At 61.5% G+C, this 20,444-nt stretch carries 24 protein-coding genes; 15 read left to right on the top strand and 9 right to left on the bottom strand.

Annotated elements, in window-relative coordinates:
- Positions 1-10: 10 nt before the first annotated feature.
- From ACSQ2W_RS03245 to ACSQ2W_RS03215, 7 genes are all read left to right on the top strand, one after another.
- The gene (locus ACSQ2W_RS03245) at positions 11-1,912 is read left to right on the top strand and encodes a potassium transporter Kup (RefSeq protein WP_436084957.1); all 1,902 of its coding nucleotides are present in this window, start codon (positions 11-13) and stop codon (positions 1,910-1,912) included.
- Positions 1,913-2,279: 367 nt separating this feature from the next.
- Entirely contained in the window at positions 2,280-3,440 is a 1,161-nt protein-coding gene (locus ACSQ2W_RS03240) for a cell wall hydrolase (RefSeq protein WP_436084956.1), read from the top strand.
- A 288-nt stretch (positions 3,441-3,728) separates the two neighbouring features.
- Positions 3,729-4,094 carry an AtpZ/AtpI family protein gene (locus ACSQ2W_RS03235; protein ID WP_436084955.1) on the top strand — a complete coding sequence of 122 codons (366 nt, stop codon included), beginning with the start codon at positions 3,729-3,731 and terminating at the stop codon, positions 4,092-4,094.
- A gap of 62 nt (positions 4,095-4,156) precedes the next feature.
- Positions 4,157-4,918 (top strand): F0F1 ATP synthase subunit A, encoded by a 762-nt coding sequence (locus ACSQ2W_RS03230; protein WP_436082344.1) that lies wholly within the window; start codon positions 4,157-4,159, stop codon positions 4,916-4,918.
- 82 nt (positions 4,919-5,000) lie between these two features.
- Positions 5,001-5,228 (top strand): F0F1 ATP synthase subunit C, encoded by a 228-nt coding sequence (locus ACSQ2W_RS03225; protein WP_018330055.1) that lies wholly within the window; start codon positions 5,001-5,003, stop codon positions 5,226-5,228.
- Between the two features lie 71 nt (positions 5,229-5,299).
- Positions 5,300-5,908 (top strand): F0F1 ATP synthase subunit B, encoded by a 609-nt coding sequence (locus ACSQ2W_RS03220; RefSeq protein ID WP_436084954.1) that lies wholly within the window; start codon positions 5,300-5,302, stop codon positions 5,906-5,908.
- A gap of 10 nt (positions 5,909-5,918) precedes the next feature.
- Positions 5,919-6,410: a F0F1 ATP synthase subunit B gene (locus ACSQ2W_RS03215; protein ID WP_436084953.1), complete on the top strand. Its 492-nt coding sequence runs from the start codon at positions 5,919-5,921 to the stop codon at positions 6,408-6,410.
- A gap of 98 nt (positions 6,411-6,508) precedes the next feature.
- Here the strand turns inward: ACSQ2W_RS03215 and ACSQ2W_RS03210 are convergent, their stop codons facing one another.
- The 3 genes from ACSQ2W_RS03210 to ACSQ2W_RS03200 form a co-directional block, all read right to left on the bottom strand.
- Positions 6,509-6,820 carry a hypothetical protein gene (locus ACSQ2W_RS03210; protein WP_436084952.1) on the bottom strand — a complete coding sequence of 104 codons (312 nt, stop codon included), beginning with the start codon at positions 6,818-6,820 and terminating at the stop codon, positions 6,509-6,511.
- 190 nt (positions 6,821-7,010) lie between these two features.
- On the bottom strand, positions 7,011-7,694 hold the full coding sequence (locus tag ACSQ2W_RS03205) for a ribonuclease HII (protein WP_436084951.1): 684 nt from the start codon (positions 7,692-7,694) through the stop codon (positions 7,011-7,013).
- Between the two features lie 151 nt (positions 7,695-7,845).
- Positions 7,846-9,003: a PA0069 family radical SAM protein gene (locus tag ACSQ2W_RS03200; RefSeq protein WP_436084950.1), complete on the bottom strand. Its 1,158-nt coding sequence runs from the start codon at positions 9,001-9,003 to the stop codon at positions 7,846-7,848.
- Between the two features lie 239 nt (positions 9,004-9,242).
- On the opposite strand from ACSQ2W_RS03200, the gene ACSQ2W_RS03195 reads away from it, so the two are divergent.
- The gene (locus ACSQ2W_RS03195; RefSeq protein ID WP_436087663.1) at positions 9,243-9,779 is read left to right on the top strand and encodes a glycosyl transferase; all 537 of its coding nucleotides are present in this window, start codon (positions 9,243-9,245) and stop codon (positions 9,777-9,779) included.
- A gap of 429 nt (positions 9,780-10,208) precedes the next feature.
- On the opposite strand, the gene moaB is transcribed toward ACSQ2W_RS03195, so the two are convergent.
- The 4 genes from moaB to ACSQ2W_RS03175 form a co-directional block, all read right to left on the bottom strand.
- Positions 10,209-10,751, bottom strand: coding sequence for a molybdenum cofactor biosynthesis protein B (moaB, locus tag ACSQ2W_RS03190; protein WP_436084949.1), 543 nt, complete (start codon positions 10,749-10,751; stop codon positions 10,209-10,211).
- On the bottom strand, positions 10,738-11,661 hold the full coding sequence (locus ACSQ2W_RS03185) for a 4-(cytidine 5'-diphospho)-2-C-methyl-D-erythritol kinase (RefSeq protein ID WP_436084948.1): 924 nt from the start codon (positions 11,659-11,661) through the stop codon (positions 10,738-10,740). Before ACSQ2W_RS03185 ends, moaB begins: the two co-directional genes overlap by 14 nt.
- Positions 11,662-11,673: 12 nt before the next feature.
- The gene (locus ACSQ2W_RS03180) at positions 11,674-13,494 is read right to left on the bottom strand and encodes a tetratricopeptide repeat protein (protein ID WP_436084947.1); all 1,821 of its coding nucleotides are present in this window, start codon (positions 13,492-13,494) and stop codon (positions 11,674-11,676) included.
- A gap of 271 nt (positions 13,495-13,765) precedes the next feature.
- A complete protein-coding gene (locus ACSQ2W_RS03175) occupies positions 13,766-14,782 on the bottom strand; it encodes a polyprenyl synthetase family protein (RefSeq protein WP_436087662.1) in 1,017 nt (338 codons plus the stop codon).
- Positions 14,783-14,891: 109 nt separating this feature from the next.
- Here ACSQ2W_RS03175 and ACSQ2W_RS03170 point away from each other — a divergent pair, with 109 nt between their 5' ends.
- The 5 genes from ACSQ2W_RS03170 (at position 14,892) to ACSQ2W_RS03150 (ending at position 18,452) form a co-directional block, all read left to right on the top strand.
- Positions 14,892-15,113, top strand: coding sequence for a DUF2007 domain-containing protein (locus ACSQ2W_RS03170; RefSeq protein ID WP_436084946.1), 222 nt, complete (start codon positions 14,892-14,894; stop codon positions 15,111-15,113).
- 202 nt (positions 15,114-15,315) lie between these two features.
- Complete coding sequence (locus ACSQ2W_RS03165) at positions 15,316-16,086, top strand: tRNA1(Val) (adenine(37)-N6)-methyltransferase (protein WP_436084945.1); 771 nt, start codon at positions 15,316-15,318, stop codon at positions 16,084-16,086.
- Positions 16,087-16,168: 82 nt separating this feature from the next.
- Positions 16,169-17,035 carry a S49 family peptidase gene (locus ACSQ2W_RS03160; RefSeq protein ID WP_436084944.1) on the top strand — a complete coding sequence of 289 codons (867 nt, stop codon included), beginning with the start codon at positions 16,169-16,171 and terminating at the stop codon, positions 17,033-17,035.
- 22 nt (positions 17,036-17,057) lie between these two features.
- Complete coding sequence (locus ACSQ2W_RS03155) at positions 17,058-17,249, top strand: hypothetical protein (RefSeq protein ID WP_436084943.1); 192 nt, start codon at positions 17,058-17,060, stop codon at positions 17,247-17,249.
- A gap of 240 nt (positions 17,250-17,489) precedes the next feature.
- Complete coding sequence (locus ACSQ2W_RS03150) at positions 17,490-18,452, top strand: glycine--tRNA ligase subunit alpha (RefSeq protein ID WP_436084942.1); 963 nt, start codon at positions 17,490-17,492, stop codon at positions 18,450-18,452.
- Positions 18,453-18,541: 89 nt separating this feature from the next.
- Here ACSQ2W_RS03150 and ACSQ2W_RS03145 read toward each other — a convergent pair whose 3' ends face one another.
- Positions 18,542-18,679 (bottom strand): hypothetical protein, encoded by a 138-nt coding sequence (locus tag ACSQ2W_RS03145; RefSeq protein ID WP_436084941.1) that lies wholly within the window; start codon positions 18,677-18,679, stop codon positions 18,542-18,544.
- A gap of 337 nt (positions 18,680-19,016) precedes the next feature.
- Between ACSQ2W_RS03145 and ACSQ2W_RS03140 the strand changes: the two genes are divergently transcribed.
- Complete coding sequence (locus ACSQ2W_RS03140; protein WP_436084940.1) at positions 19,017-19,355, top strand: antibiotic biosynthesis monooxygenase; 339 nt, start codon at positions 19,017-19,019, stop codon at positions 19,353-19,355.
- A 103-nt stretch (positions 19,356-19,458) separates the two neighbouring features.
- On the opposite strand, the gene ACSQ2W_RS03135 is transcribed toward ACSQ2W_RS03140, so the two are convergent.
- The gene (locus ACSQ2W_RS03135) at positions 19,459-19,656 is read right to left on the bottom strand and encodes a hypothetical protein (protein WP_436084939.1); all 198 of its coding nucleotides are present in this window, start codon (positions 19,654-19,656) and stop codon (positions 19,459-19,461) included.
- Between the two features lie 205 nt (positions 19,657-19,861).
- Here ACSQ2W_RS03135 and ACSQ2W_RS03130 point away from each other — a divergent pair, with 205 nt between their 5' ends.
- The gene (locus ACSQ2W_RS03130) at positions 19,862-20,410 is read left to right on the top strand and encodes a LemA family protein (RefSeq protein ID WP_436084938.1); all 549 of its coding nucleotides are present in this window, start codon (positions 19,862-19,864) and stop codon (positions 20,408-20,410) included.
- Positions 20,411-20,444 lie beyond the last annotated feature (34 nt).

Below are 20,444 nucleotides of genomic sequence, written 5' to 3'. Positions count from 1 at the left end.
AGGAATTCATATGTCCCATTCGGTAGCTCAACCTGCAAGCGGCGAAAAGGAATTGCGCAAATTTCTGTTGCTCGCGCTCGGTTCGGTCGGCGTTGTCTACGGCGATATCGGCACCAGCCCGCTCTACGCCTTCCGGGAAGCGTTGCGCCCGGTCGCGGCCGACGGCGTCACCCGCTTCGAGGTGATCGGCCTGATCTCGCTGATGATCTGGACGCTGACGATCATCGTCACGTTGAAATATGTGTTGTTCCTGCTGCGCGCCGACAACCAGGGTGAGGGCGGAACGCTGTCGCTGCTTGCTCTGTTGATGAAAACAGCCAACGGCCATGCATCCCGGCTTTTCTTCATGGGGATCGCTGGCGCTGCTCTCTTCATCGGTGACGCGATGATCACGCCGGCTCTATCAGTGCTGTCGGCTGTGGAAGGCCTGAAACTGGTTACGCCGGCGCTGACCGAATATGTGGTGCCGATTTCCGTGGTCATCCTTGTGGTGCTTTTCGCGGTCCAGTCGAAAGGCACGGCAGCCGTATCGAACTTCTTTGGGCCCATTACCGTTGTTTGGTTCCTGGTCATAGCCGCTGCCGGGATCGATCACATCCGTGACGATTTCGGCATTCTGTCTGCCTTCAATCCCTACTACGCTGTCTACTTCCTGTTTCACGCCGGCTTTGTCGGCATCGTCGTCCTCGGCGCGGTATTCCTGACGGTGACGGGCGCCGAGGCACTTTATGCGGACCTCGGCCATTTCGGCCGCAAGCCGATCCAGTGGGCCTGGATTTGTCTGGTCTTTCCGGCGCTGGCGCTCAACTATCTCGGGCAGGGCGCGCTTGTGCTGAAGCATCCGGCAACCATGTCTGATCCGTTCTTCCTGATGTTTCCGGAATGGGCGCTGCTGCCGGTGGTCATTCTTGCGACGGCAGCCACGATCATCGCCAGCCAGGCGGTCATTACCGGCGCCTTCTCGCTGACGCGCCAGGCGATCCATCTCGGCTTCCTGCCGCGCATGGCGATCTTCCACACCTCCGAGACCCAGACGGGCCAGATTTATCTTCCCAACGTCAATACGCTGCTTCTGTTCGGCGTGATGACGCTGGTCTTCATGTTCGGCTCGTCGGAATCGCTCGCCACCGCCTATGGTGTCTCCGTCACCGGCGCGATGGTCGTGACGACGATGCTCGCCTTCGAATTCGTTCGTCTGCACTGGCGTTGGCCGCTCTATGCAGCCTGCCTGGTCCTTCTGCCGCTCCTTTCGCTGGAACTGGTATTCCTTGGTGCTAATCTTCTGAAAATTCATGATGGCGGTTATGTGCCGATATTGATTGCTGTCACCTTCATCGTTCTGATGTGGACCTGGAAGCGGGGCACCAAACTCCTGCACGACAAGACGCGCCATACCGACATTCCGCTTTTGGCCTTCGTGAAATCGATCGAGCGCAAGAGCGAGCACGCGCCGGTCTCCGTGCCCGGCACTGCCGTCTTCCTGACCAGCGACCCGGAATCGACTCCGGCCGCGTTGCTGCACAACATCAAGCACAACCACGTCCTCCATGCGCAGAACTTCATCCTGACGATCCGCACGGCGAGCGTCCCGGTCGTGCCGAAGGACCAGCGCGTCTCGGCCAGCAGCATTTCCGAGCGCTTCAGCCTCCTGGAAATGCATTTCGGTTTTATGGAAACTCAAAACGTCTCGCAGGCGCTCGGCCTGTTCCGCAAGACCGGCCTGAAGTTCGATATCATGTCGACCTCGTTCTATCTCGGACGGCGCAAGCTGGTGCCGGATGCGCAGTCCGGCATGCCTTACTGGCAGGACAAACTGTTCATCGCGCTTGCCAACGCCGCAATCGATCCCTCCGACTATTTCCGCCTGCCGACCAACCGTGTGGTGGAACTGGGTTCGCACGTCATCATCTGACCGGCTGCATCGACGCGAACGCCTCCTGCGGCCAGAGCGCCGCGGGAGGCGTTTTTGCGTTCCATTCCCCAAATTCCCGGCGGCCGTCATTAACCAAGCATCAAGGTTAATGCTTCATTGTCGAACCATGTTGAAGCGGCAAAGGCGCGGACTACTGCATAATTCCTTAAATCGGAATCGATCTAAGGATAAAATTATGCAGCAGTTTCAAAGCGCTACAGCGTCCTTCGCGCGTCAGGTTTGACGCGCGGCGCTGTAGTGCCGGCCTGCCGCTTGTCCGATTCACATTCGCGGGGAAATGCGTTCCGGAGCCGTTTTGCCGGATGAAGACCCGTGTCTGCCGGTGCGTGGAGCAGGGATGGTCCGTATGAGTATGAAGTTCCGTTTGACGCCTGCGCGCTGGACCGCCCCCTTGATCCTCGGCATCGGTCTTTTCGTCGGCTTCCCTTCGGTCTCGGCCCATTCGGATCTCGCGACCTTTCTCTCCGGCATCAATCGCGGCGGCGAACGCTGGCGCATGTACATGACCCGCTCGCCGGCAGGTTCACTACACGAAGTGGAGATGGTGTTCAACGACCCGGTCACCACCGGCGCGATTGCAGACGGGGCAGGGATCGCCATGCCGGGCGGCGGGCAGGTGTCGCTGACGGCGGCCGAGAAGCAGGCCGACCCGCGCACGGACGAGGAGCGGGTGAACCGCAAGGACAAGAAAGGTCGTATCGTCGCCGTGGCGCCGGTGACGCCGCCGAAGGATTTTACCGCAGGCTCGATCCTGCAGCGCACCAGTTCGCTGACGGCCCCGCTCTTCGACATCGAGGCGCGCATGGTGTTTTCCAAGCCCAGGATCAAGGGCAAGGAAATCGAGATCGCCACGGCTTTTTACAAGAAGAAGGCGCCGAAGCGGGACCCCGCCATTTCGCCGATGCTGGCAAGCCTGGTGACCAACCAGGCGGCGGACGTGCTTGCGACCGCCTATGCACCGGCCGAGCCGGATTATGCCCGCCAGTCGCCGTTCGATTCGATCCTGCGTGACGATAAGACCGGCGGCCGCTTCATTCCCGATATATCGCCGCAAGACCATGCCTGGGCGGCCAATCCGCTGCCGGCCTGGGTGTTTTCGGAAGCCGAGCAGAAATGCCTGACCTCGGGCATCTATTTCGAATCCCGCGGCGAATCGGTCAAAGGCCAGGCGGCCGTCGCGCAGGTCATTCTCAATCGCGTCCGCAACCCGGCCTATCCGGATACGATCTGTGAGGTCGTCTATCAGAACAAGGGCTGGTACAACCGCTGCCAGTTCTCGTTCGCCTGCGACCGTATCCCCGACATCGTCTGGTCGCGCTCGCACTGGCAGACGGCCAGGGAGATCGCCCTTGCAGTTACGGCCGGCAAGATCTGGTTTCCGGAGGTTGGCTCCGCCACGCACTACCACGCCACCTATGTGAAGCCCGACTGGGGGCCGACGATGAAACGGGTCGCCAAGATCGGCAAGCACATCTTCTACCGCACCTATGGCGGCGGCTGGAGCTGAAATCGTCTGGAGCGGCAATGCCGGCCAAGCGCGGCCATTCCCGTTTCTCGTGAAGGCGTCGTGATTCTCCGTGATTCCCGCGCCAGCTCCCCGGAAATTGTATAAGATATTGTTTTTATGTGATAATATTGTGCCCTAACAAGGGCCTTTGGTGCCTTGACTATAGGGGCACCTAAAACTATGTTGCGGCCGACTTCAAACGGGCCGAAACGTGGCTTCAAATCCGGCCTTTGTGTGACCAAGCTCACGGTTTATCGCCGCGAGCGGAAACAAAAAGGAGGGTGCCACATGACGGACGACCGGAAAGAAGGTCTGGAAGAACGGCTGAAACGCCTCGGTTCGGAACTGTCGGAAAAGCGCAAGGAAGATCCGAAGTATGCTGCGGACGAGGCGCGGGCGGCGGAGAACCGCAGGGGCTATCAGGTCGCAGTGAAGCTTTCGAGCGAATTTGTGGCGGCCATCATCGTCGGTGCACTTCTGGGCTATCTTTTGGATCATTTTGCGGGTACAGGGCCGTGGGGGATGATCGTACTCCTCCTCCTTGGTTTTTGTGCCGGTGTGCTGAACGTGCTGCGTTCGGCGGGCATGGTGGCAGCGCCCCATCCCGCGGATCGGCGGGGCAAGGGCGGCGAAAATAACGGTGATGGCGCTTAAAGCGGCCGTCGCAAGGCAGAAATGTCCGCCAGACCGGCGGTCCAGAACGAGAGAGAGCGGCTGTGGCAGGCGATAAGGTAGATCCGGTACACCAGTTTGTGGTCAACAAGATCGTTCCGATCGAAATTGGCGGTATTGATTTCTCCTTCACCAACTCGTCGCTCTTCATGGTCGCAACCCTCGCCGTTGCCGCTGGCTTCCTCTATTTCACGACGTCGACGCGCAGCCTGGTTCCCGGCCGCTTGCAGTCCGTCTCCGAGCTTTCCTATGAATTCATCGCCTCCATGCTGCGCGAAGGCGCCGGCTCCCACGGCATGAAATTCTTCCCGATGGTGTTCTCGCTGTTCATGTTCATCCTGACGGCAAACATGCTCGGCATGGTTCCCTATTTCTTCACCATTACCAGCCAGATCATCGTGACCTTTGCGCTTGCGATCTTCGTCATTGGCACGGTTCTGGTTTACGGTTTCTATAAGCACGGCCTTGGCTTCCTCAACGTGTTCGTGCCCGCTGGCGTACCCGGCATTCTTTTGCCGCTCGTGATTTCCATCGAAATCATCTCCTTCCTGTCCCGCCCGATCAGCCTTTCCGTTCGTCTCTTTGCGAACATGCTGGCCGGTCACATCACGCTGAAAGTGTTCGCAGGCTTCGTCGCCTCGCTCGGAACCCTCGGCGCACTGGGTATCGGAGGGGCGGTTCTGCCGCTCATCATGACCGTGGCCCTCACGGGTCTCGAATTCCTCGTCGCCTTCCTCCAGGCCTATGTCTTTGCGGTGCTGACGTGCATGTACCTCAACGACGCAGTGCATCCGGGTGGCCACTAAGGAATAAAGTCGTGGGCTTTTCCGGTCTTGACCGGTGAAGCCGCCAACGTCAGCCGCAACAACCATTTCGAAGGAGAAAATCATGGAAGCGGAAGCAGCAAAGTTCATCGGTGCAGGTCTCGCTTGCCTCGGCATGGCCGGCACGGCTCTCGGCCTCGGCAACATCTTCGGCAGCTACCTGTCCGGCGCTCTGCGCAACCCGTCGGCTGCTGACAGCCAGTTCGGCCGCCTCGTATTCGGCTTCGCCGTTACGGAAGCTCTGGGCATCTTCTCGCTGCTCGTAGCACTGCTGCTCCTTTTCGCCGTCTAAGATCGGCTTGAAGGCAGGGTCGCGGTTTAAGCCGCGGCCCGCATCTTTTCTGAATGCACCTGGAGGTGAGCATGTTTGTGACCGCGGCCTACGCCCAGTCAACCACCACCGAAGGCGCAGAGACCCACGACGCCGCCGCCGGCGAGGTCCACACCGAGACTGGTGTAGCCCATGAAGGCGAACATGGCTCGGGAGTGTTCCCGCCCTTCGATTCTTCGACATTCGCTTCGCAGCTCCTGTGGCTGGCGATCAGCTTCGGTCTTTTCTACCTTCTGATGTCGAGGGTCGTCATGCCGCGCATCGGCAGCATTCTCGAAAAGCGCCACGACACGATCGCCCGCGATCTCGATGACGCCGCTCGCTCGAAGGCCGAGGCAGACGCTGCAGTTGCCGCTTACGAGCAGGAACTGACAACAGCCAGGGCCAAGGGCAACGCAATTGCCGCGACCGCCCGCGAAGCCGCCAAGACAAAGGCTGCGGCCGACCGCACCGCGGTCGAAACCAGCCTGAACGACAAGATTTTCGCCGCTGAAGCCCGCATCGCCGATATCAAGGCGAAGGCGCTGGCCGACGTCGGCTCGATCGCCGAGGAAACGGCAAGCGCCGTCGTCGAGCTGCTGATCGGCGGCAAGGTATCGAAGGCCGAGATCGCATCCGCGGTCAAGGCATCGGCGAAGTAAGGAGAACACCATGGATATGACCTCACTGGCCACATTCTGGGCCTTCGTCGGCCTCGTGCTTTTCCTCGCGCTGATCGTCTATCTCAAGGTTCCGGGCATGCTGGCAAAGTCGCTCGACGACCGCGCCGCCCGCATCACTCATGAACTCGACGAAGCCAAGCGCCTGCGCGCCGAAGCCCAGTCGCTGCTGGCCGAATACCAGAGCAAGCGCAAGGAAGCCGAAGCGGAAGCCGCCCACATCGTTGCCGCCGCCGAACGCGAAGCTGAAATGCTGACCGCCGAAGCCAAGCAGAAGACCGAGGAGTTCGTTGCCCGCCGCACGGCTCTGTCGGAACAGAAGATCAAGCAGGCCGAAACCGACGCCATCAACTCGGTCCGAGCGATCGCTGTCGATATCGCCATTGCCGCCGCTGAAAGCGTCATCACCGCGAAGTCGGATGCCACAACGCAGGCGACCCTGTTCGCCAAGGCTGTCAGCGACGTGAAAACCCGCCTCAACTGAGCGGTTGCTTTACAAGGAATGGAAGAAGGTCGGCTCGCGCCGGCCTTTTTTGTTGGGTGAGGAGGACTATCGGCGCGCGGACGAGGGTGGCGATCGTTTCAGTCGCCTTTGATCGTGACAGGGGCAAGCGTGAGGCAGGCTTCCTCGAACTCCCGCATCGTTTCCGGCGCATTGTCAGCCGGCAGGACTGCGTCCGTGGCAATGTCGGTTGCGTCATCAGTCGATTGACCGTCGTAGACGTAAGACTGGATGTAATAGGCCAGCCCACCCTTCCAGACCTTGCGGCCATCGATTTCCTTGCAGGCGTAAGCTGTCTGCAGGTCGGCTTGGAGGGCCTCCGCGGTCGGCGACGGGGCTGCCGACGCATCCGTCGCAGCGGTGATTGCCAACATCATCAGGCCAAAGATCAAGATCCCGATCCTTTCGAGTGATTCGCGAGAGCCAGAAGCACGGAGTCTATAACGCAGCAGACCGCCGGTTTGTTACAGCGTAAACGTGTTGCAGAGAAAATATCGGGGTTTTCCGCAGGTATTTATGAGTGGTGTCTAAAATCCGCGATGCGCCGGCGACGTTGTTGTCCCGCCCGGTAAAAGTTTGCGGTCAGACGGCAAATTCGTCGTCTGGCGCCTCTTCTCCATTCTGCCGCAACGGACGGAAGCTCATGCGATGGAGAGGGCAGGGGCCGTGGTGATCGATGGCCTGGCGGTGGCGGGCGGTGGCATAGCCGACATGCATGGCAAAGCCATAGGCGGGGAATACGAGGCCGGCCCTGATCATCATCCGGTCGCGCGTCACCTTGGCAACGATCGAGGCAGCGGCGATCGACAGCGACCGCGCGTCGCCCTTGACGACGGCCTTGCCCCGGCAGGGAAGCCCCGGCGGCACGTCACGGCCATCGGCGAGCACCAGGGCCGGGCGCGTCGACAGCGCGAGAACCGCCCGGCGCATGGCATCGAGGCTGGCCTTGCGGATATCCGTTTCGTCGATCCGGCCGGCGGCCGAGGAGGCGATCGACACGACGGCCGAGGAAAGGATGATGTCGAACAGTTCCTCGCGCCGGGACACCGAGAGCTGTTTGCTGTCGTTCAGCCCCTCCGGAATGTTGTCCGGATCGAGGATCACGGCAGCCGCAACCACCGGGCCTGCAAGCGGGCCGCGCCCGGCCTCGTCCGTTCCGGCCACCGGCCAGAGACCATCTCGCCGCGCGCCGGCCTCGAAGCTGAAGTCAGGGCCTTCGATGGTTTCGAAAAGAAAGGGGGAATCGGGCGGTGTGCTTCGTGACATGCGGCGAAACTCGCACACAAGCCCGATTCCCTGCAAGTCCTCCGGCAACGAGGCGGGCTGCCGGAGGATGGACCGATCGAGCCTCGGGGCAAGAAACAGGATCGGTATTCGATATCCGGGGAGATGCCCGGACGAAAACATCAAGGCGTCATCAGAGCAGCGACAGTTGAACGCCGGTGCCAAGCGGCGGAACGAACAGGTCACAGTTCAGCGGGCGCTTTGCCACGTTGAGTTCCAGCCGCTTGGCCGCCAGTTCAAAGCGCCGGCCGATTTGCCAGGCATAGGGTCCGGCACCCTTCATGCGCTTGCCGAACTCGGCGTCATAATCTTTGCCGCCGCGCATCGAGCGCACCAGCGACATGACGTGGCGGTAGCGGTCCGGATAGTGGCGCAGCAGCCAGTCGCGAAACAATGGGCTCACTTCGAGCGGCAGGCGCAGGAGCACGTAGCTTGCATGCGTGGCGCCGGCGGCCTTGCCGGAATCCAGCACCCGCTCGATCTCGTGGTCGTTGAGGCCCGGAATGACGGGCGCCATCATCACCGTTGAGGGAATGCCGGCCTCCGCCAGCGCCTTGATCGCTTCCAGTCGCTTCGACGGCGTCGAGGCGCGCGGTTCCATCAGGCGGGCGAGCTTGCGGTCGAGCGTCGTCACCGACAGGCCGACCTTTGCCAGACCCTTCTCAGCCATCGGCGCGAGAAGATCGATGTCGCGCATGACCATCGCCGATTTGGTGACGATCATGACCGGATGATCACAGGCCTTCAGCACCTCGAGGACCTGGCGCATGATCCGCCATTCCTTCTCGATCGGCTGGTAGGGATCGGTGTTGGTGCCGATCGCGATCGGACGCACCTTGTAGCCCGGCTTTGCCAGTTCGCGCTCAAGCAGCTTTGCCGCATCCGGCTTGGCATAGAGCTTGGTTTCGAAATCAAGCCCCGGCGACAGGCCCATATACGCGTGGGTCGGTCGCGCGAAACAATAGATGCAGCCATGCTCGCATCCGCGGTACGGATTGACCGAGCGATCGAAGGGAAGGTCGGGCGAATCGTTGCGGCTGATGATCGTGCGCGGTTTTTCGACCTGAACCTCGGTCTGGAGAGCGGGCAGATCTCCAAGCGAGTCCCAGCCGTCGTCCTCCAACGCCCGCGACGTCGGTTCGAAGCGTCCCGATGTATTGAGGGCCGCACCCCGTCCGCGCCTGCGATCGATCTCGATCCGTAGTCCGGAACCGGCGATCATTGCCTCGGCCATATCTGCCGTGTTGCCGGGCGCAAGGGCGCCCTGCCTGATCTGAGACAGCTCGTTCATGGGGTTCTCCGGGGACGGCCCTTGCGGACGATCCATTATCCTCTGATTATTTTCCTAGCCCAAAAAAGAGAACAAGACAAGAACAAAATTGTGGAAACGGCGTCGTGAGCGCGGGGCGGGGCTGGGGCGGACAGCCAATTCCATCTTCGTTCGCGCGCGGATTCATCATGAATGAAAAGTTAATCGCCGGAAAACGAAGGGTTTATGGAAATTGCCGGTGCGATGCGGTATGGACGGCGATGCTGACGATCATCATGGAAACCCGCAACAACGAAGCCGAACTGGCGCAGACGCTGTCGGCGCTGGTCGCAGGTGCCGTTGAGGGCCTGGTGAGCGACGTGATCATCCTCGATCACGGGTCCCGGGACGGTTCGAGCCGTGTCGCCGATGCCGCCGGCGCGCGTTTCTGCACGAGCTGGGATATGAAGGACATCGTTCGCTCCGCGCGAGGCGATTGGTTGTTGCTGCTGGAGGCGGGCGCAAGACCGGCAGGCCGCTGGATCGATGACTTGGCGGAATATATGTCCCTTAGCAAGACACCGGCGCGTTTTTCACCCTCGCGGCTGCATCGCCGGCCGTTCCTGAAACGCGTCGTGACCCGCCTGGCGCCGCTCGAACTTGGTTTCCTCTTGTCGCGGCAGCAGGCGACGGCGATCGCAAAATCCGGCATGCGGCTCAGCGATTTCGCGACCGGCCGGGCGGTGCGCCGCCTCGGCAGCGAACTCGTGCCTGCCTGGGTCGCGATTGGCAATCGTCCCGGCGCGGACGATCGCTAGCGCGAAGCGCGCTCGCACATCGGCCCGCGGGCCGGCGCCGTTGAGCATGCAGATACGGATGAGCCGTGTTCCCCATCCTTTGTCGCTCGACCACGCTGAGCGACCTGCCGTCGGTGGAGGGATCACCTTCGACCGTTTTGCCGGCGAACATGCGTGGCAAAAAAGAGCAGGCCCTTTCAGACCTGCCCGGACTTGATGAAAATGAATGGCTGAAAAGGTCTTGCCGAGCGGCCGAAGCCGCGCCGTCGTATACTTCCCGCAGTATTCCGGTTCTAAAGCTTGGGCGCGGCAGGAGTGGAACGGTCGTTGCGTCTCGGTGCCATGTGCGGTTTCCCCCTGCCGTGAGCCGATGAGGAAAGTTTTATGCCGGCGCGCGCGCAGGCGCTGTTCCGGATGGAACAGGCAGAGCAGGGGGCGAAGGGAGAGGCGTTAGCTGCGCTTCAGATGCTCGCCGAGCCTCGGCATGATCTCGACGAAATTGCAGGGCATGTGCCGGTAGTCGAGCTGCTGTTTCAGAATGCCGTCCCAGGCGTCGCGACAGGCGCCGGGCGATCCCGGCAGCACGAAGATGAAGGTGGCATTGGCGACGCCGCCGGTTGCGCGAGACTGGATCGTCGACGTGCCGATCTTCTCGTAGGAGATGCGGTGGAAGACGGCGGAAAAGCCATCCATGCGCTTCTCGAACAGCGGCTCCAGCGCCTCCGGCGTGACGTCGCGGCCGGTAAAGCCCGTGCCACCCGTGGTGATCACGACATCGATCGTGTCGTCCAGTGTCCATGCTTCGACCTGAGCGGCAATCCGCGCCTTGTCGTCGCGTATGATGGCGCGCGCTTCCAGCCGGTGACCGGCATCGATGATGCTGGCCGCGAGCGTATCGCCGGAACGGTCGTCGGCGAGCGTGCGGGTATCGGAAACCGTCAGCACGGCGATGCCGAGGGGAACAAAGGGTCTCGTCTCGTCAATGCCGGCCATGATCCACTCCACTGACGCTGTTGCATGAAAGAACGTACCAGTTCGGGTTCTGCGTTGAAAGAACGGCGGCAGCGGCGTCTCTTGCGGCAGCGGTCGCAAACAGCCCGAAGCAGGTGGCGCCGGAGCCGGACATGCGGACGAATGCGGCCCCGGCGCCAAGAAGGGCATCTGACACTGCGGTGACCGCCGGCTCCAGCAGCCGGGCAGGCGGCTCAAGGTCGTTGCGCATGCCTTTCAAAGCGTCGATCCAGCCGCTCGCAGCGACGGCGCCACGGGGGATATCAAGCGCCGCATTGGCCTTGTTCGTCAGCATCCGGAAAATCACCGGTGTCGATAGGGCAACGAGCGGGTTGACGAGAAGCATGGGAAAGCATGGCAGCGGTATCGGCTCAAGTTTTTCACCGATGCCGCTTGCGATGACCGGCCGGCCCTCCAGGCACATCGGCACGTCCGCGCCCAGTTTCAGCGCCATGTCCTGCAAGCTGCCGCGATCCGCAGAGGCGCCCCACAGTTCCAGCAATCCGAGAAGCGCCGCTGCGGCATCCGCCGAGCCGCCACCGATACCGGAGGCGACCGGCAGGTTTTTTTCGAGATGAAGATGAACCGGCCCGGCCTCGATGCGTCTTTCTGTCAGATGGGCCCGCAGCAGGTCACGCGCCTTAAGCACCAGATTGCCGGTTGTGCCTTCGCGGGTCAGCGGCAGGTCGGTGGAAAATCGGCCCGAGACGGTGAAGCGGTCGTCCGTCGAATGGGAGAAGCCGATGCGGTCTCCCGCATCGGCGAATGTCACGAGGCTTTCCAGCAGATGATAGCCGTCCGGCCTCTGGCCGACGACATGCAGGGCGAGATTAACCTTCGCCGGCGCAAGCCGCGTCAGCGCGAAACCTGGAATGCCGTTTTCACGTGCCATGGGAAGGCAGGATCAGGATTTCTTGCCCGATGCCGCGTCCGGCGTCACCTTCTCGGGCTGGGTTTCGGCAGCTGCCGGAACCTTGGCCTCGACCGGCGGCAGGCCGTTTTCGATCTTCGCCTTGATCTTCGGAATCTCTGCCCCTTCCGGCTTCAGCGCCAGCGCCTGGTTCCACTGGAACACGGCTTCGAGCTTGCGCCCGACGCGCCAGTAGGCATCGCCGAGATGATCGTTGATCGTTGCATCGCCGGCCATCAATTCGGCTGCACGCTCGAGTTCGACGACGGCATCATCGAAGCGGTTCATCCGGTAATAGGCCCAGCCGAGCGAATCGACGATGTAGCCGTCATCCGGCTTCAGATCGACCGCCTTGCGGATCATGCCGAGACCTTCCTCGAGGTTGATGTTCATATCGACCCAGGAATAGCCGAGATAGTTGAGAACCTGCGGCTGGTCGGGGTTGAGCTCAAGCGCCTTCTTGAAGCTCGGCTCGGCCCTGTCCCAGATCTTCTGGCGCTCGTAGGCGATGCCGCGCTGGAAGAAGATTGTCCAATCGCCGCGCTGCGGCACCGGCCCGATCGCCTCGACGGCGCGGTCGTAGACCAGCCCCATCTCCTTGTAATCCTTGGCGTCGGACAACACGCTGCCATAGGCGATATAGCTGCGCACGTCTTTCGGATCGAGCTCGATCAGCGCCTTCAGGTGCTTCTTGGCTTCGTCCACCTTGCCGATCGAGGCGAGGCTCAAGCCGAGCTGCATCTCGGAAATCCGCCGCATCGGCGAATTTTCCGGCACGCTCCTGTAGAGCGCGATTGCCCGTTCCGGCTTCTTCAGGTTTTCGGCAATGCCGCCGAGCATGAGCAGGATATCGGCGCTTTCCGGATCCAGCGCACGGGCTGTCTGCAGATAGAGCGAAACGATGTCTTCCGCGCCGTCGCGGTTAAGGGCCGCACCGATCGAGAAGAGTACCGCAGCGGCACCCTGGGCCGCGCTACGCACCTGCTGCTCCTGCGGCTTGCCCTCTTCGATGCTCTTGCGCAGCGCCTTCAGCGGCGCATAGTTGCTGATGAAACCCTCGCCGACCGAAATGGCGTCGAGCGCCTTGCGCTTGTTGCCGTCGCGCGCTTCGAGCTTCGCCAGGGCGACGACGGCGCGCATGAAGGTATCCGGAGCCGCACTGCCGCCTTCGCGGTCAAGAACGGCATCGTTCAGCTTCGAGCGCGCCGTGGACTTGTCGCCGGCGGCAAGCGCGATGGCACCTGCATGATAGGACTTGAAGATCTTGAACCACTCGGGGCCGTCCATGGCGCTGATCGCGGCGATCGCGTCCTTCGGCTTGCCTTCGCCGGCCTTGGACCAGCCGAGCAGCAGGCCGTTCATCAGCCGGTCGAGATCGTTCGGGCCGTCATAGTTGAGGATCTTCTGCGCATGGCGGTACTCGCGCTTGCGGATTGCTTCGACCGCGCGGGCGATCGTTGTGATGCGCTCGACGGAACTGTCGGACTTCAGATCTTCGGCGATCTTCGCGCCTTCATCGAAGTCACCGTTCATCAGGAGCGTGATCATCAGGCGCTGCTTGACCTCGACATTATCCGGCTCGAATTCGAGCGCCGTCCGGTAGAGCTTGGTCGCAACATCGAGGTCATGATCGACATCGGCGGTCCGGGCGGCGAGGAAGGAGCCGGAGAAGCTGTTGACCGAATCCACATCGAAGGGCTTGCTTTCCTCCACGACAGCCTTTTCCTCGGCAAAGCTCTGGGAAGCGCCGGAAAACGACGCCAGGGCCAGGAACGCTGCGCCGCTGAGCAGGCGAAGAAGGTGTGTTTGCCGCATGACAGGCCTTTCGTTACGGGCGGCGCCCCTTGGCGCCGGCGCCGGATTCGCGCGGAATCAGTTCTAAATCATTAGCGCATAACCGCTTAAACCGGAATCGGTTTGAACGCGGCGCAAAACGCAATTCGACATGCCGCCGCCAAGCTCCACCGCCTTCGGGTTGCATTGGCGACGCGGCAACGATGCCATCATGAACGGACAGAATGGCTTTTTTGGCGCGGTGCGGCAACAATTTCCTCCAAGGCCTCCGCCGCAGCGGCGGATCGCCGGATCAGCTCACCCGCTCGATGCAGAAATCGATCACCTCGAGAAGCGCCGCTTTCCACGGGGATTGCGGCAGGGGTGCAAGCGCGTCGCGGGCAATGGTGCCGTAGTGCTGCGCCCGGGCGATCGTATCGCTCAAGCCGCCGTAACGGGTGATCAGGCCAAGTGCTTTTTCCAGGTTCTGGTCGTCGCTCTTGCCGCCCTCGATCGCCTCGCGCCAGAAGCTGCGTTCGTCGGAGGTGCCGCGGCGATAGGAGAGAATGACCGGCAGTGTGATCTTGCCCTCGCGGAAATCGTCGCCGACATTTTTGCCGAGATCGGCGGCCTTGCCGCCGTAATCGAGCACGTCATCGACCAGCTGGAAGGCGAGGCCGAGATTCATGCCGTAGGATTTCAGCGCGTTGCGGCTCGCCTTGTCGGTCTTGGCGACGATCGGGCCGACCTCGGCGGCAGCAGCAAACAGCGCCGCCGTCTTGGCGCGAATGACCGAGAGATAGTCGTCCTCGGTCGTCTCCATGTTCTTGGCGACGGAAAGCTGCAGCACCTCGCCCTCGGCGATCACCGAAGCAGCCGTCGAAAGCACGTCGAGCGCCTCCAGCGAGCCGACATCGACCATCATGCGGAAAGCCTGGCCGAGCAGGAAGTCGCCGACGAGAACGCTCGCCTGGTTGCCCCAGATCATCCGCGCCGTCGATTTTCCGCGTCTGAGATCGCTTTCGTCGACCACGTCGTCATGCAGCAGGGTGGCGGTGTGCATGAACTCGACGCTGGTTGCGAGCTTCACATGCGCGTCGCCGGTAAAGCCGAACATCGAGGCGGAAGCGAGCGTCAGCATTGGCCGCAGGCGCTTGCCTCCGGATGAAATCAGGTGGTTCGCCACTTCCGGGATCATCTGGACGTCGGAACCGGCCTTGGACAGGATCAACTGGTTGACGCGTTCCATATCCGCCTTGGTCAGGTCGACGAGCGGCTTCACGGATGCCTGTTTGTTTTTGCTGTCTTCCAGCGGTATCACTACGCCCAACACAAGGGACTCCTGTTCAAATTCCAGTTTGGACAATAGAAAGGGGGGCTTGTGGCGGCAAGAGGCGAATTGTCCCGCTTGTTCAAATAAGGCAGGAAAACGACCCGGAATGAAGGAATTGATCCGCACCAACGACGCCGTCGTCCTTTCTTTCGCCGAAAGCCTGATGAAGGAAGCGGGCATCGGCTATTTCATCGCCGACCAGGGCATGAGCATCCTCGAAGGCTCGCTCGGCCTCCTGCCCCGCCGTTTTCTGGTGGCCGACGAGGAGGCTGACGAGGCCCGGCAGATATTGATCGATGCGGGCTTGGCCGCGGAATTGCGGGATTGAGTCCTATCATGCCCCTCTCGCCCAGAACCCCCCCTCTGTCAGCGTTGCTGACATCTTCCCCACAAGGGGGGAGATGGTTCTTTTCCCTCGCCGATCTGGAGTTGGAGTTGGGTGTGCTGGCCGCGGAGGTTGTGGCGATCTCCCCCCTTGCGGGGGAGATGTCCCGGAGGGACAGATGCGGATGTGCCGGGGGCTTTCCGGCATGAGCAACGAAACCATTGATTCTTTCCACCGCGGCAAATTCCACGTGATCCAGCCGCTGGGGCAGGGGCACCGGTCCGGCATGGACGCGATGCTGCTTGCCTCGCTGGTTGCCTCGGACAAGCCGTGCCGGGTTGCCGACCTCGGCGCAGGGGCGGGCGCTGCCGGCATGGCCGTTGCCTCGCGACTGGAAAATGCCGAGGTGCTGCTGGTCGAACGCTCGCCGCTGATGGCCGATTTCGCCCGCAAGAGCCTTGCGCTCGTAGAGAACGAGCGGTTCAGTTCCCGTGTGTCCGTGCTTGAAGCCGATGTCGCGCTCACCGGCCGGGCGCGGGTCGCCGCCGGCCTCGCCGACGATTATTTCGACCACGTCATCATGAACCCGCCCTTCAACGATGCATCCGACCGCAAGACCCCCGACGCCCTGAAGGCCGAGGCGCATGCAATGATCGATGGTCTGCTCGACATGTGGGTCCGCACCGCGGGCGCGATCATGAAACCCGGCGGGCAGTTGTCGCTGATCGCCCGGCCGGAATCGATCGCTACGATCATTTCCGCCTGCGGTCGTCGGTTCGGCGGCATCGAGATCACCGCCCTGCATCCGCGAACGGGCGAAAACGCGGTGCGCATCCTCGTGACCGCCATCAAGCAGAGCCGCGCCCGGTTGGCGCTGCGGGCACCGCTGATCATGCACGAGGAGGATACCCACAAATTCTCCGCATTCGTGGATGACCTGAACAACGGCCGCGCCGCCTATCGTCGGCGGCGATGATTTTCGTGGCGGCGCCATTGCGTTTGGCCTGTCAATGCATACATGCCATCACGCAAACCAGAGAATGATGCAGGGAATTGAGATGACCGGATTTTTCAGGAAGCTGTTGCCGAGGCGTTTTCGCCAGGAGGGTATGACGATCCCGGTCGTCCGGCTGCACGGTGTGATCATGGCTGGTGGCAGCCAGTTTCGCCCGCTGCTCAACCTTGCCACGGTTGCTCCGGTGCTTGACAAGGCCTTTTCGATGACGGGCACGCCGGCGGTCGCCATCTCGATCAACTCTCCTGGAGGATCGCCTGTCCAGTCGCGGCTGATCTATCAGCGCATCCGCGATCTCGCCGAAGAGAAGAAGAAGCGCGTCATCATCTTCGTCGAGGATGTCGCGGCGTCCGGCGGCTATATGATCGCGCTGGCGGGCGACGAGATCATCGCCGACCCGACCTCGATCGTCGGGTCCATCGGCGTCGTTTCCGGCGGCTTCGGTTTTCCGGAGCTTCTGAAGAAGATCGGGGTCGAGCGGCGCGTCTACACGGCCGGCACCAACAAGGCGATGCTCGATCCCTTCCAGCCGGAAAAGGAACAGGACATCGAGTATCTGAAGGGCCTGCAGCTCGAAATCCACGACATCTTCATCGGCATGGTCAAGGCGCGGCGCGGCCATCTGCTTGCCGGTACGCCGGATATCTTCTCCGGCCTGTTCTGGACGGGCAAGCGCGGCCAGGAACTCGGCCTTGTCGACAGTCTCGGCGACATGCGCGGCGAGTTGAAGAAGCGTTTCGGCGAGAAAACCCAGTTGCAGCTCGTCTCCGCGTCGCGCGGCCTGTTCGGCAGGCGGCTGCCCGGCGCGTCTGTTGCGGGCGGAATGGCCGAGCACGTCGCGGCTTCTGCCATTTCCGGTCTTGCAGAGGTGGCCGAAGAAAGAGCATTATGGGCTCGCTTCGGCCTTTGATCGCCTGAGGAGGGAGAAGCGAATGCCGCAAATCATCCTTCTGCTGCTGTTTGCAGCCATCGCCTGGATCGGCTACCGCAAGTTCGTTGCCGACGCCGAAAAGCTCACCCGCCACCAGCAGGACGTCCGCCGTCAGCGGGAAACCGGCACCCAAGGCACGCTGGTCAAGGACCCGGTGACGGGGGAATACAGGCTGAAGAAGCCGGAGGCGTGATCGCGCGATGAAGCTAACACCCGCGACTTGAACAGCGGTCTCAGCGACGTTCAGGTATGCGTGCCTGCCAGTCTGCTCCGCCATAGGTGATGCAGATGACCTCGACTACTTTTCTTTCATCGTCGACCGTAAAGCAGATGACGGCCTTACCCGAGGCGGGAATGACGCTTCTCCGCCCCTTGACCCTCTTCGCCCATCATGGCACCAGACAGCCAGACATATTCAACCTGGACTGACGCCATGACCACCGCCGCCCTGCCGGACCATATGAACCCCAAGCGCTCCTTTCAGGCGCTGATCCTGACGCTGCACAATTACTGGGCGGACAAGGGATGCGCGGTTTTGCAGCCCTACGACATGGAAGTCGGCGCCGGAACTTTTCATCCGGCAACGACGCTGCGGGCGCTTGGGCCCAAGCCCTGGCGGGCGGCCTACGTGCAGCCGTCGCGCCGCCCGACCGACGGACGCTACGGCGAAAACCCCAACCGCCTGCAGCATTATTACCAGTATCAAGTGATCCTGAAGCCCAATCCGTCGAACCTGCAGGAACTCTATCTCGGCTCGCTCGCGGCGATAGGGCTCGACCCCCTGCTGCACGACATCCGTTTCGTCGAGGACGACTGGGAAAGCCCGACGCTCGGCGCCTGGGGGCTGGGCTGGGAATGCTGGTGCGACGGCATGGAAGTCTCGCAGTTCACCTATTTCCAGCAGGTCTGCGGCATCGAATGCTCGCCGGTCTCGGGCGAACTCACCTACGGCCTCGAGCGCCTTGCCATGTATGTGCAGGGCGTCGACAACGTCTACGATCTCAACTTCAACGGCCGCGAAGGCGACGAGAAGATCAGCTATGGTGACGTCTTCCTGCAGGCCGAGCAGGAATATTCACGCCACAATTTCGAATATGCCAACACCGCCATGCTGCAGCAGCATTTCGTCGACGCGGAAAAGGAATGCCTGGCTCTCCTGGCAGCCGGCGCGCCTGATGCCGGCTTGAACGCGACGCTGCACAAATGCGTTTTTCCGGCCTACGACCAGTGCATCAAGGCGAGCCACGTCTTCAACCTGCTCGACGCACGCGGCGTGATCTCGGTGACCGAGCGCCAGAGCTATATCCTGCGGGTGCGCACGCTGGCCAAGGCCTGCGGCGAGGCGTTTCTGTTGACGGATGCAGGCGGCGTGAACCTCGCGGAAACGGCCGCTTGATTGGCAGCTTCAACGCCAAGCCGATCGAGGTCGGTTGGCCTCGGCGGCCTACGCCAAGGATCGGAGGCTGACGGCAGCCTTGAGTGTACTCAGCGCCTGCCCGTATGGATGTGCACCGGCACGAGGCTCTTCTGCTGTTGTTCCAGTTTCTGCGCCCGGCTGGCTGCCATGTGGCTCAGGCCGATGAGAACCAGTGCCGAGAGGGTGATCATGGAGATAATGGTCATGGTTCAATTCGCACTTCATTAAGACTTTGGCGACGCTTTTGCCCTGCGTTGCGCCGTAAGGTTTTCGGCGGCCATCCTTGCCGGGGCCACAATTGGCCGTGTATGCGCAAAATATCGGTTAAGGATACGCCTTACCCGGCGGCCTGCAATCGCGAGTTATAACTAGATTGTTCGCCGGCTCATCTGTTGCGCACGCTGCGGTGGTTGATTCGCCGATGAAACGCGTGTGCCTTTTCCAGAAAATTGACGGTCGCGCTCTTGACCTCAACTTTGCTTGAGGTCGTAGGCATTCCGGCGTCGGGCCGCGATGTGTGGCCGCGAGCCAATGGAGACGCAGATGAGCATCCAGCAATCCGGCCAAGCGCCGCTTTATCGCATAAACAAATTCTCGGTACCCTTAGAAAGCCGCGACGGCTTTCTGGATCTGATCGCCAGAACGCATGCGGTCCTGCGCAAGCAGGATGGTTTCGTCGCGGACCAGATCCTCGAGCAGCAGTCCGGCCCCGGCGTGTTCAATTTCGTGACCACGATCGAGTTCAGTGGACCGGAGGTGATCGAGAACATCGTTTCCGCCCTTGCCGCGTTCGACCACCAGGAAGGCATCGATCGCCAGCAGGCGATGGCCGGTCTCGGCATCAAGGCCGATATGGGGCTTTATCGCAGCCTGGACATTTGATCGTCGGCGAGTGCATCTGCACGTAAGCGGGCCCGTCAAAATCGCTCCGATTGCGGTTTGCGGCCCGTCCTTTATCGGTCGGTGTTTGGTGCGTGCAGAGCGTTCAGACCAGATCGCTGGCATCGACACCGATCTTCCACACCGGCTTCAGGGTCGGATAGGCGCCGGTCGAAAGCTGGCCGGCATAGGTCTGCAGGGCGCGGCGGACGCCGGTCGGCTTTTCAACCGGCGTGACGCTCGCATAGGCGACGAACAAAGCCGAGAAGGCGATGACGTTGATGAAGGTTGCGAGCGTTTTCATGGTGCCGTTCTTTTCGGGGTTTGGCGTTGATCTGATGCGCCTACTATCGATCAAACGGTGCCGCGGCGCGGTTCCCGGAGGAACAGGGAGGGCGTGATGGCAGTGCGAAAAAGCGGCTGAAGAAACGGCAGCGGAAAATTGTCTTCCAACGGCGGCGGACGATCTTTAAGTTGCGGAAAACATATGTTTGCGGAAGGAAATCTCGATGATCGTTCTTGCCATCGCTGCGGTCGTGATCCTGTACCTGATTTTGATCTATAACGGCCTGGTCAAGGCGCGGCAGGTGAAGGAGGAGGCGTGGTCCGGCATCGACGTGCAATTGAAGCGCCGCGCCGATCTCATTCCCAATTTAATCGAGACCGTCAAAGGCTATGCCGCCCACGAGAAGGGCACGCTGCAGGAGATCGTCGAACTGCGAAACAAGGCGCAGGCAGTGCCCTCGGGCGATGTCGCCGGGCGGGCGGCCGTCGAAGGCATGCTCGGCCAGGCGCTCGGCAAGCTCTTTGCGCTGGCGGAAGCCTATCCGGACCTCAAGGCCAACCAGAATTTCGCCGAGTTGCAGCAATCGCTGGAGGAAATCGAGAGTGAAGTGCAGATGGCCCGCCGCTACTACAATGGCGCTGCCCGCGACCTGAATGTCAAGGTGGAGAGCTTTCCGTCGAATTTGATCGCTGGCCCCTTCGGTTTCGCCAAGGCCGCCTTTTTCGAGATCACCAACGAAGCGGACCGCACTGTCCCGGTCGTGAAGTTTTGATCTATCCCGAAACGTCATTCCGTCGTAGACGGCT

This window comes from Pararhizobium sp. LjRoot255 (assembly GCF_964252905.1).
Taxonomy (GTDB): domain Bacteria; phylum Pseudomonadota; class Alphaproteobacteria; order Rhizobiales; family Rhizobiaceae; genus Pararhizobium.
This window is presented reverse-complemented; position numbering and strand designations above follow the sequence as displayed.

What these genes read in the sequence shown, in the direction of transcription:
- ACSQ2W_RS03245 (WP_436084957.1), top strand. Translation starts at nt 11, where the DNA reads ATGTCCCATTCGGTAGCTCAACCTGCAAGCGGCGAAAAGGAATTGCGC.
- ACSQ2W_RS03240 (WP_436084956.1), top strand. Translation starts at nt 2,280, where the DNA reads ATGAGTATGAAGTTCCGTTTGACGCCTGCGCGCTGGACCGCCCCCTTG.
- ACSQ2W_RS03235 (WP_436084955.1), top strand. Translation starts at nt 3,729, where the DNA reads ATGACGGACGACCGGAAAGAAGGTCTGGAAGAACGGCTGAAACGCCTC.
- ACSQ2W_RS03225 (WP_018330055.1), top strand. Translation starts at nt 5,001, where the DNA reads ATGGAAGCGGAAGCAGCAAAGTTCATCGGTGCAGGTCTCGCTTGCCTC.
- ACSQ2W_RS03220 (WP_436084954.1), top strand. Translation starts at nt 5,300, where the DNA reads ATGTTTGTGACCGCGGCCTACGCCCAGTCAACCACCACCGAAGGCGCA.
- ACSQ2W_RS03215 (WP_436084953.1), top strand. Translation starts at nt 5,919, where the DNA reads ATGGATATGACCTCACTGGCCACATTCTGGGCCTTCGTCGGCCTCGTG.
- ACSQ2W_RS03205 (WP_436084951.1), bottom strand. Translation starts at nt 7,694, where the DNA reads ATGTCACGAAGCACACCGCCCGATTCCCCCTTTCTTTTCGAAACCATC.
- ACSQ2W_RS03200 (WP_436084950.1), bottom strand. Translation starts at nt 9,003, where the DNA reads ATGAACGAGCTGTCTCAGATCAGGCAGGGCGCCCTTGCGCCCGGCAAC.
- ACSQ2W_RS03195 (WP_436087663.1), top strand. Translation starts at nt 9,243, where the DNA reads ATGCTGACGATCATCATGGAAACCCGCAACAACGAAGCCGAACTGGCG.
- moaB (WP_436084949.1), bottom strand. Translation starts at nt 10,751, where the DNA reads ATGGCCGGCATTGACGAGACGAGACCCTTTGTTCCCCTCGGCATCGCC.
- ACSQ2W_RS03185 (WP_436084948.1), bottom strand. Translation starts at nt 11,661, where the DNA reads ATGGCACGTGAAAACGGCATTCCAGGTTTCGCGCTGACGCGGCTTGCG.
- ACSQ2W_RS03180 (WP_436084947.1), bottom strand. Translation starts at nt 13,494, where the DNA reads ATGCGGCAAACACACCTTCTTCGCCTGCTCAGCGGCGCAGCGTTCCTG.
- ACSQ2W_RS03170 (WP_436084946.1), top strand. Translation starts at nt 14,892, where the DNA reads ATGAAGGAATTGATCCGCACCAACGACGCCGTCGTCCTTTCTTTCGCC.
- ACSQ2W_RS03165 (WP_436084945.1), top strand. Translation starts at nt 15,316, where the DNA reads ATGAGCAACGAAACCATTGATTCTTTCCACCGCGGCAAATTCCACGTG.
- ACSQ2W_RS03160 (WP_436084944.1), top strand. Translation starts at nt 16,169, where the DNA reads ATGACCGGATTTTTCAGGAAGCTGTTGCCGAGGCGTTTTCGCCAGGAG.
- ACSQ2W_RS03155 (WP_436084943.1), top strand. Translation starts at nt 17,058, where the DNA reads ATGCCGCAAATCATCCTTCTGCTGCTGTTTGCAGCCATCGCCTGGATC.
- ACSQ2W_RS03150 (WP_436084942.1), top strand. Translation starts at nt 17,490, where the DNA reads ATGACCACCGCCGCCCTGCCGGACCATATGAACCCCAAGCGCTCCTTT.
- ACSQ2W_RS03145 (WP_436084941.1), bottom strand. Translation starts at nt 18,679, where the DNA reads ATGACCATTATCTCCATGATCACCCTCTCGGCACTGGTTCTCATCGGC.
- ACSQ2W_RS03140 (WP_436084940.1), top strand. Translation starts at nt 19,017, where the DNA reads ATGAGCATCCAGCAATCCGGCCAAGCGCCGCTTTATCGCATAAACAAA.
- ACSQ2W_RS03135 (WP_436084939.1), bottom strand. Translation starts at nt 19,656, where the DNA reads ATGAAAACGCTCGCAACCTTCATCAACGTCATCGCCTTCTCGGCTTTG.
- ACSQ2W_RS03130 (WP_436084938.1), top strand. Translation starts at nt 19,862, where the DNA reads ATGATCGTTCTTGCCATCGCTGCGGTCGTGATCCTGTACCTGATTTTG.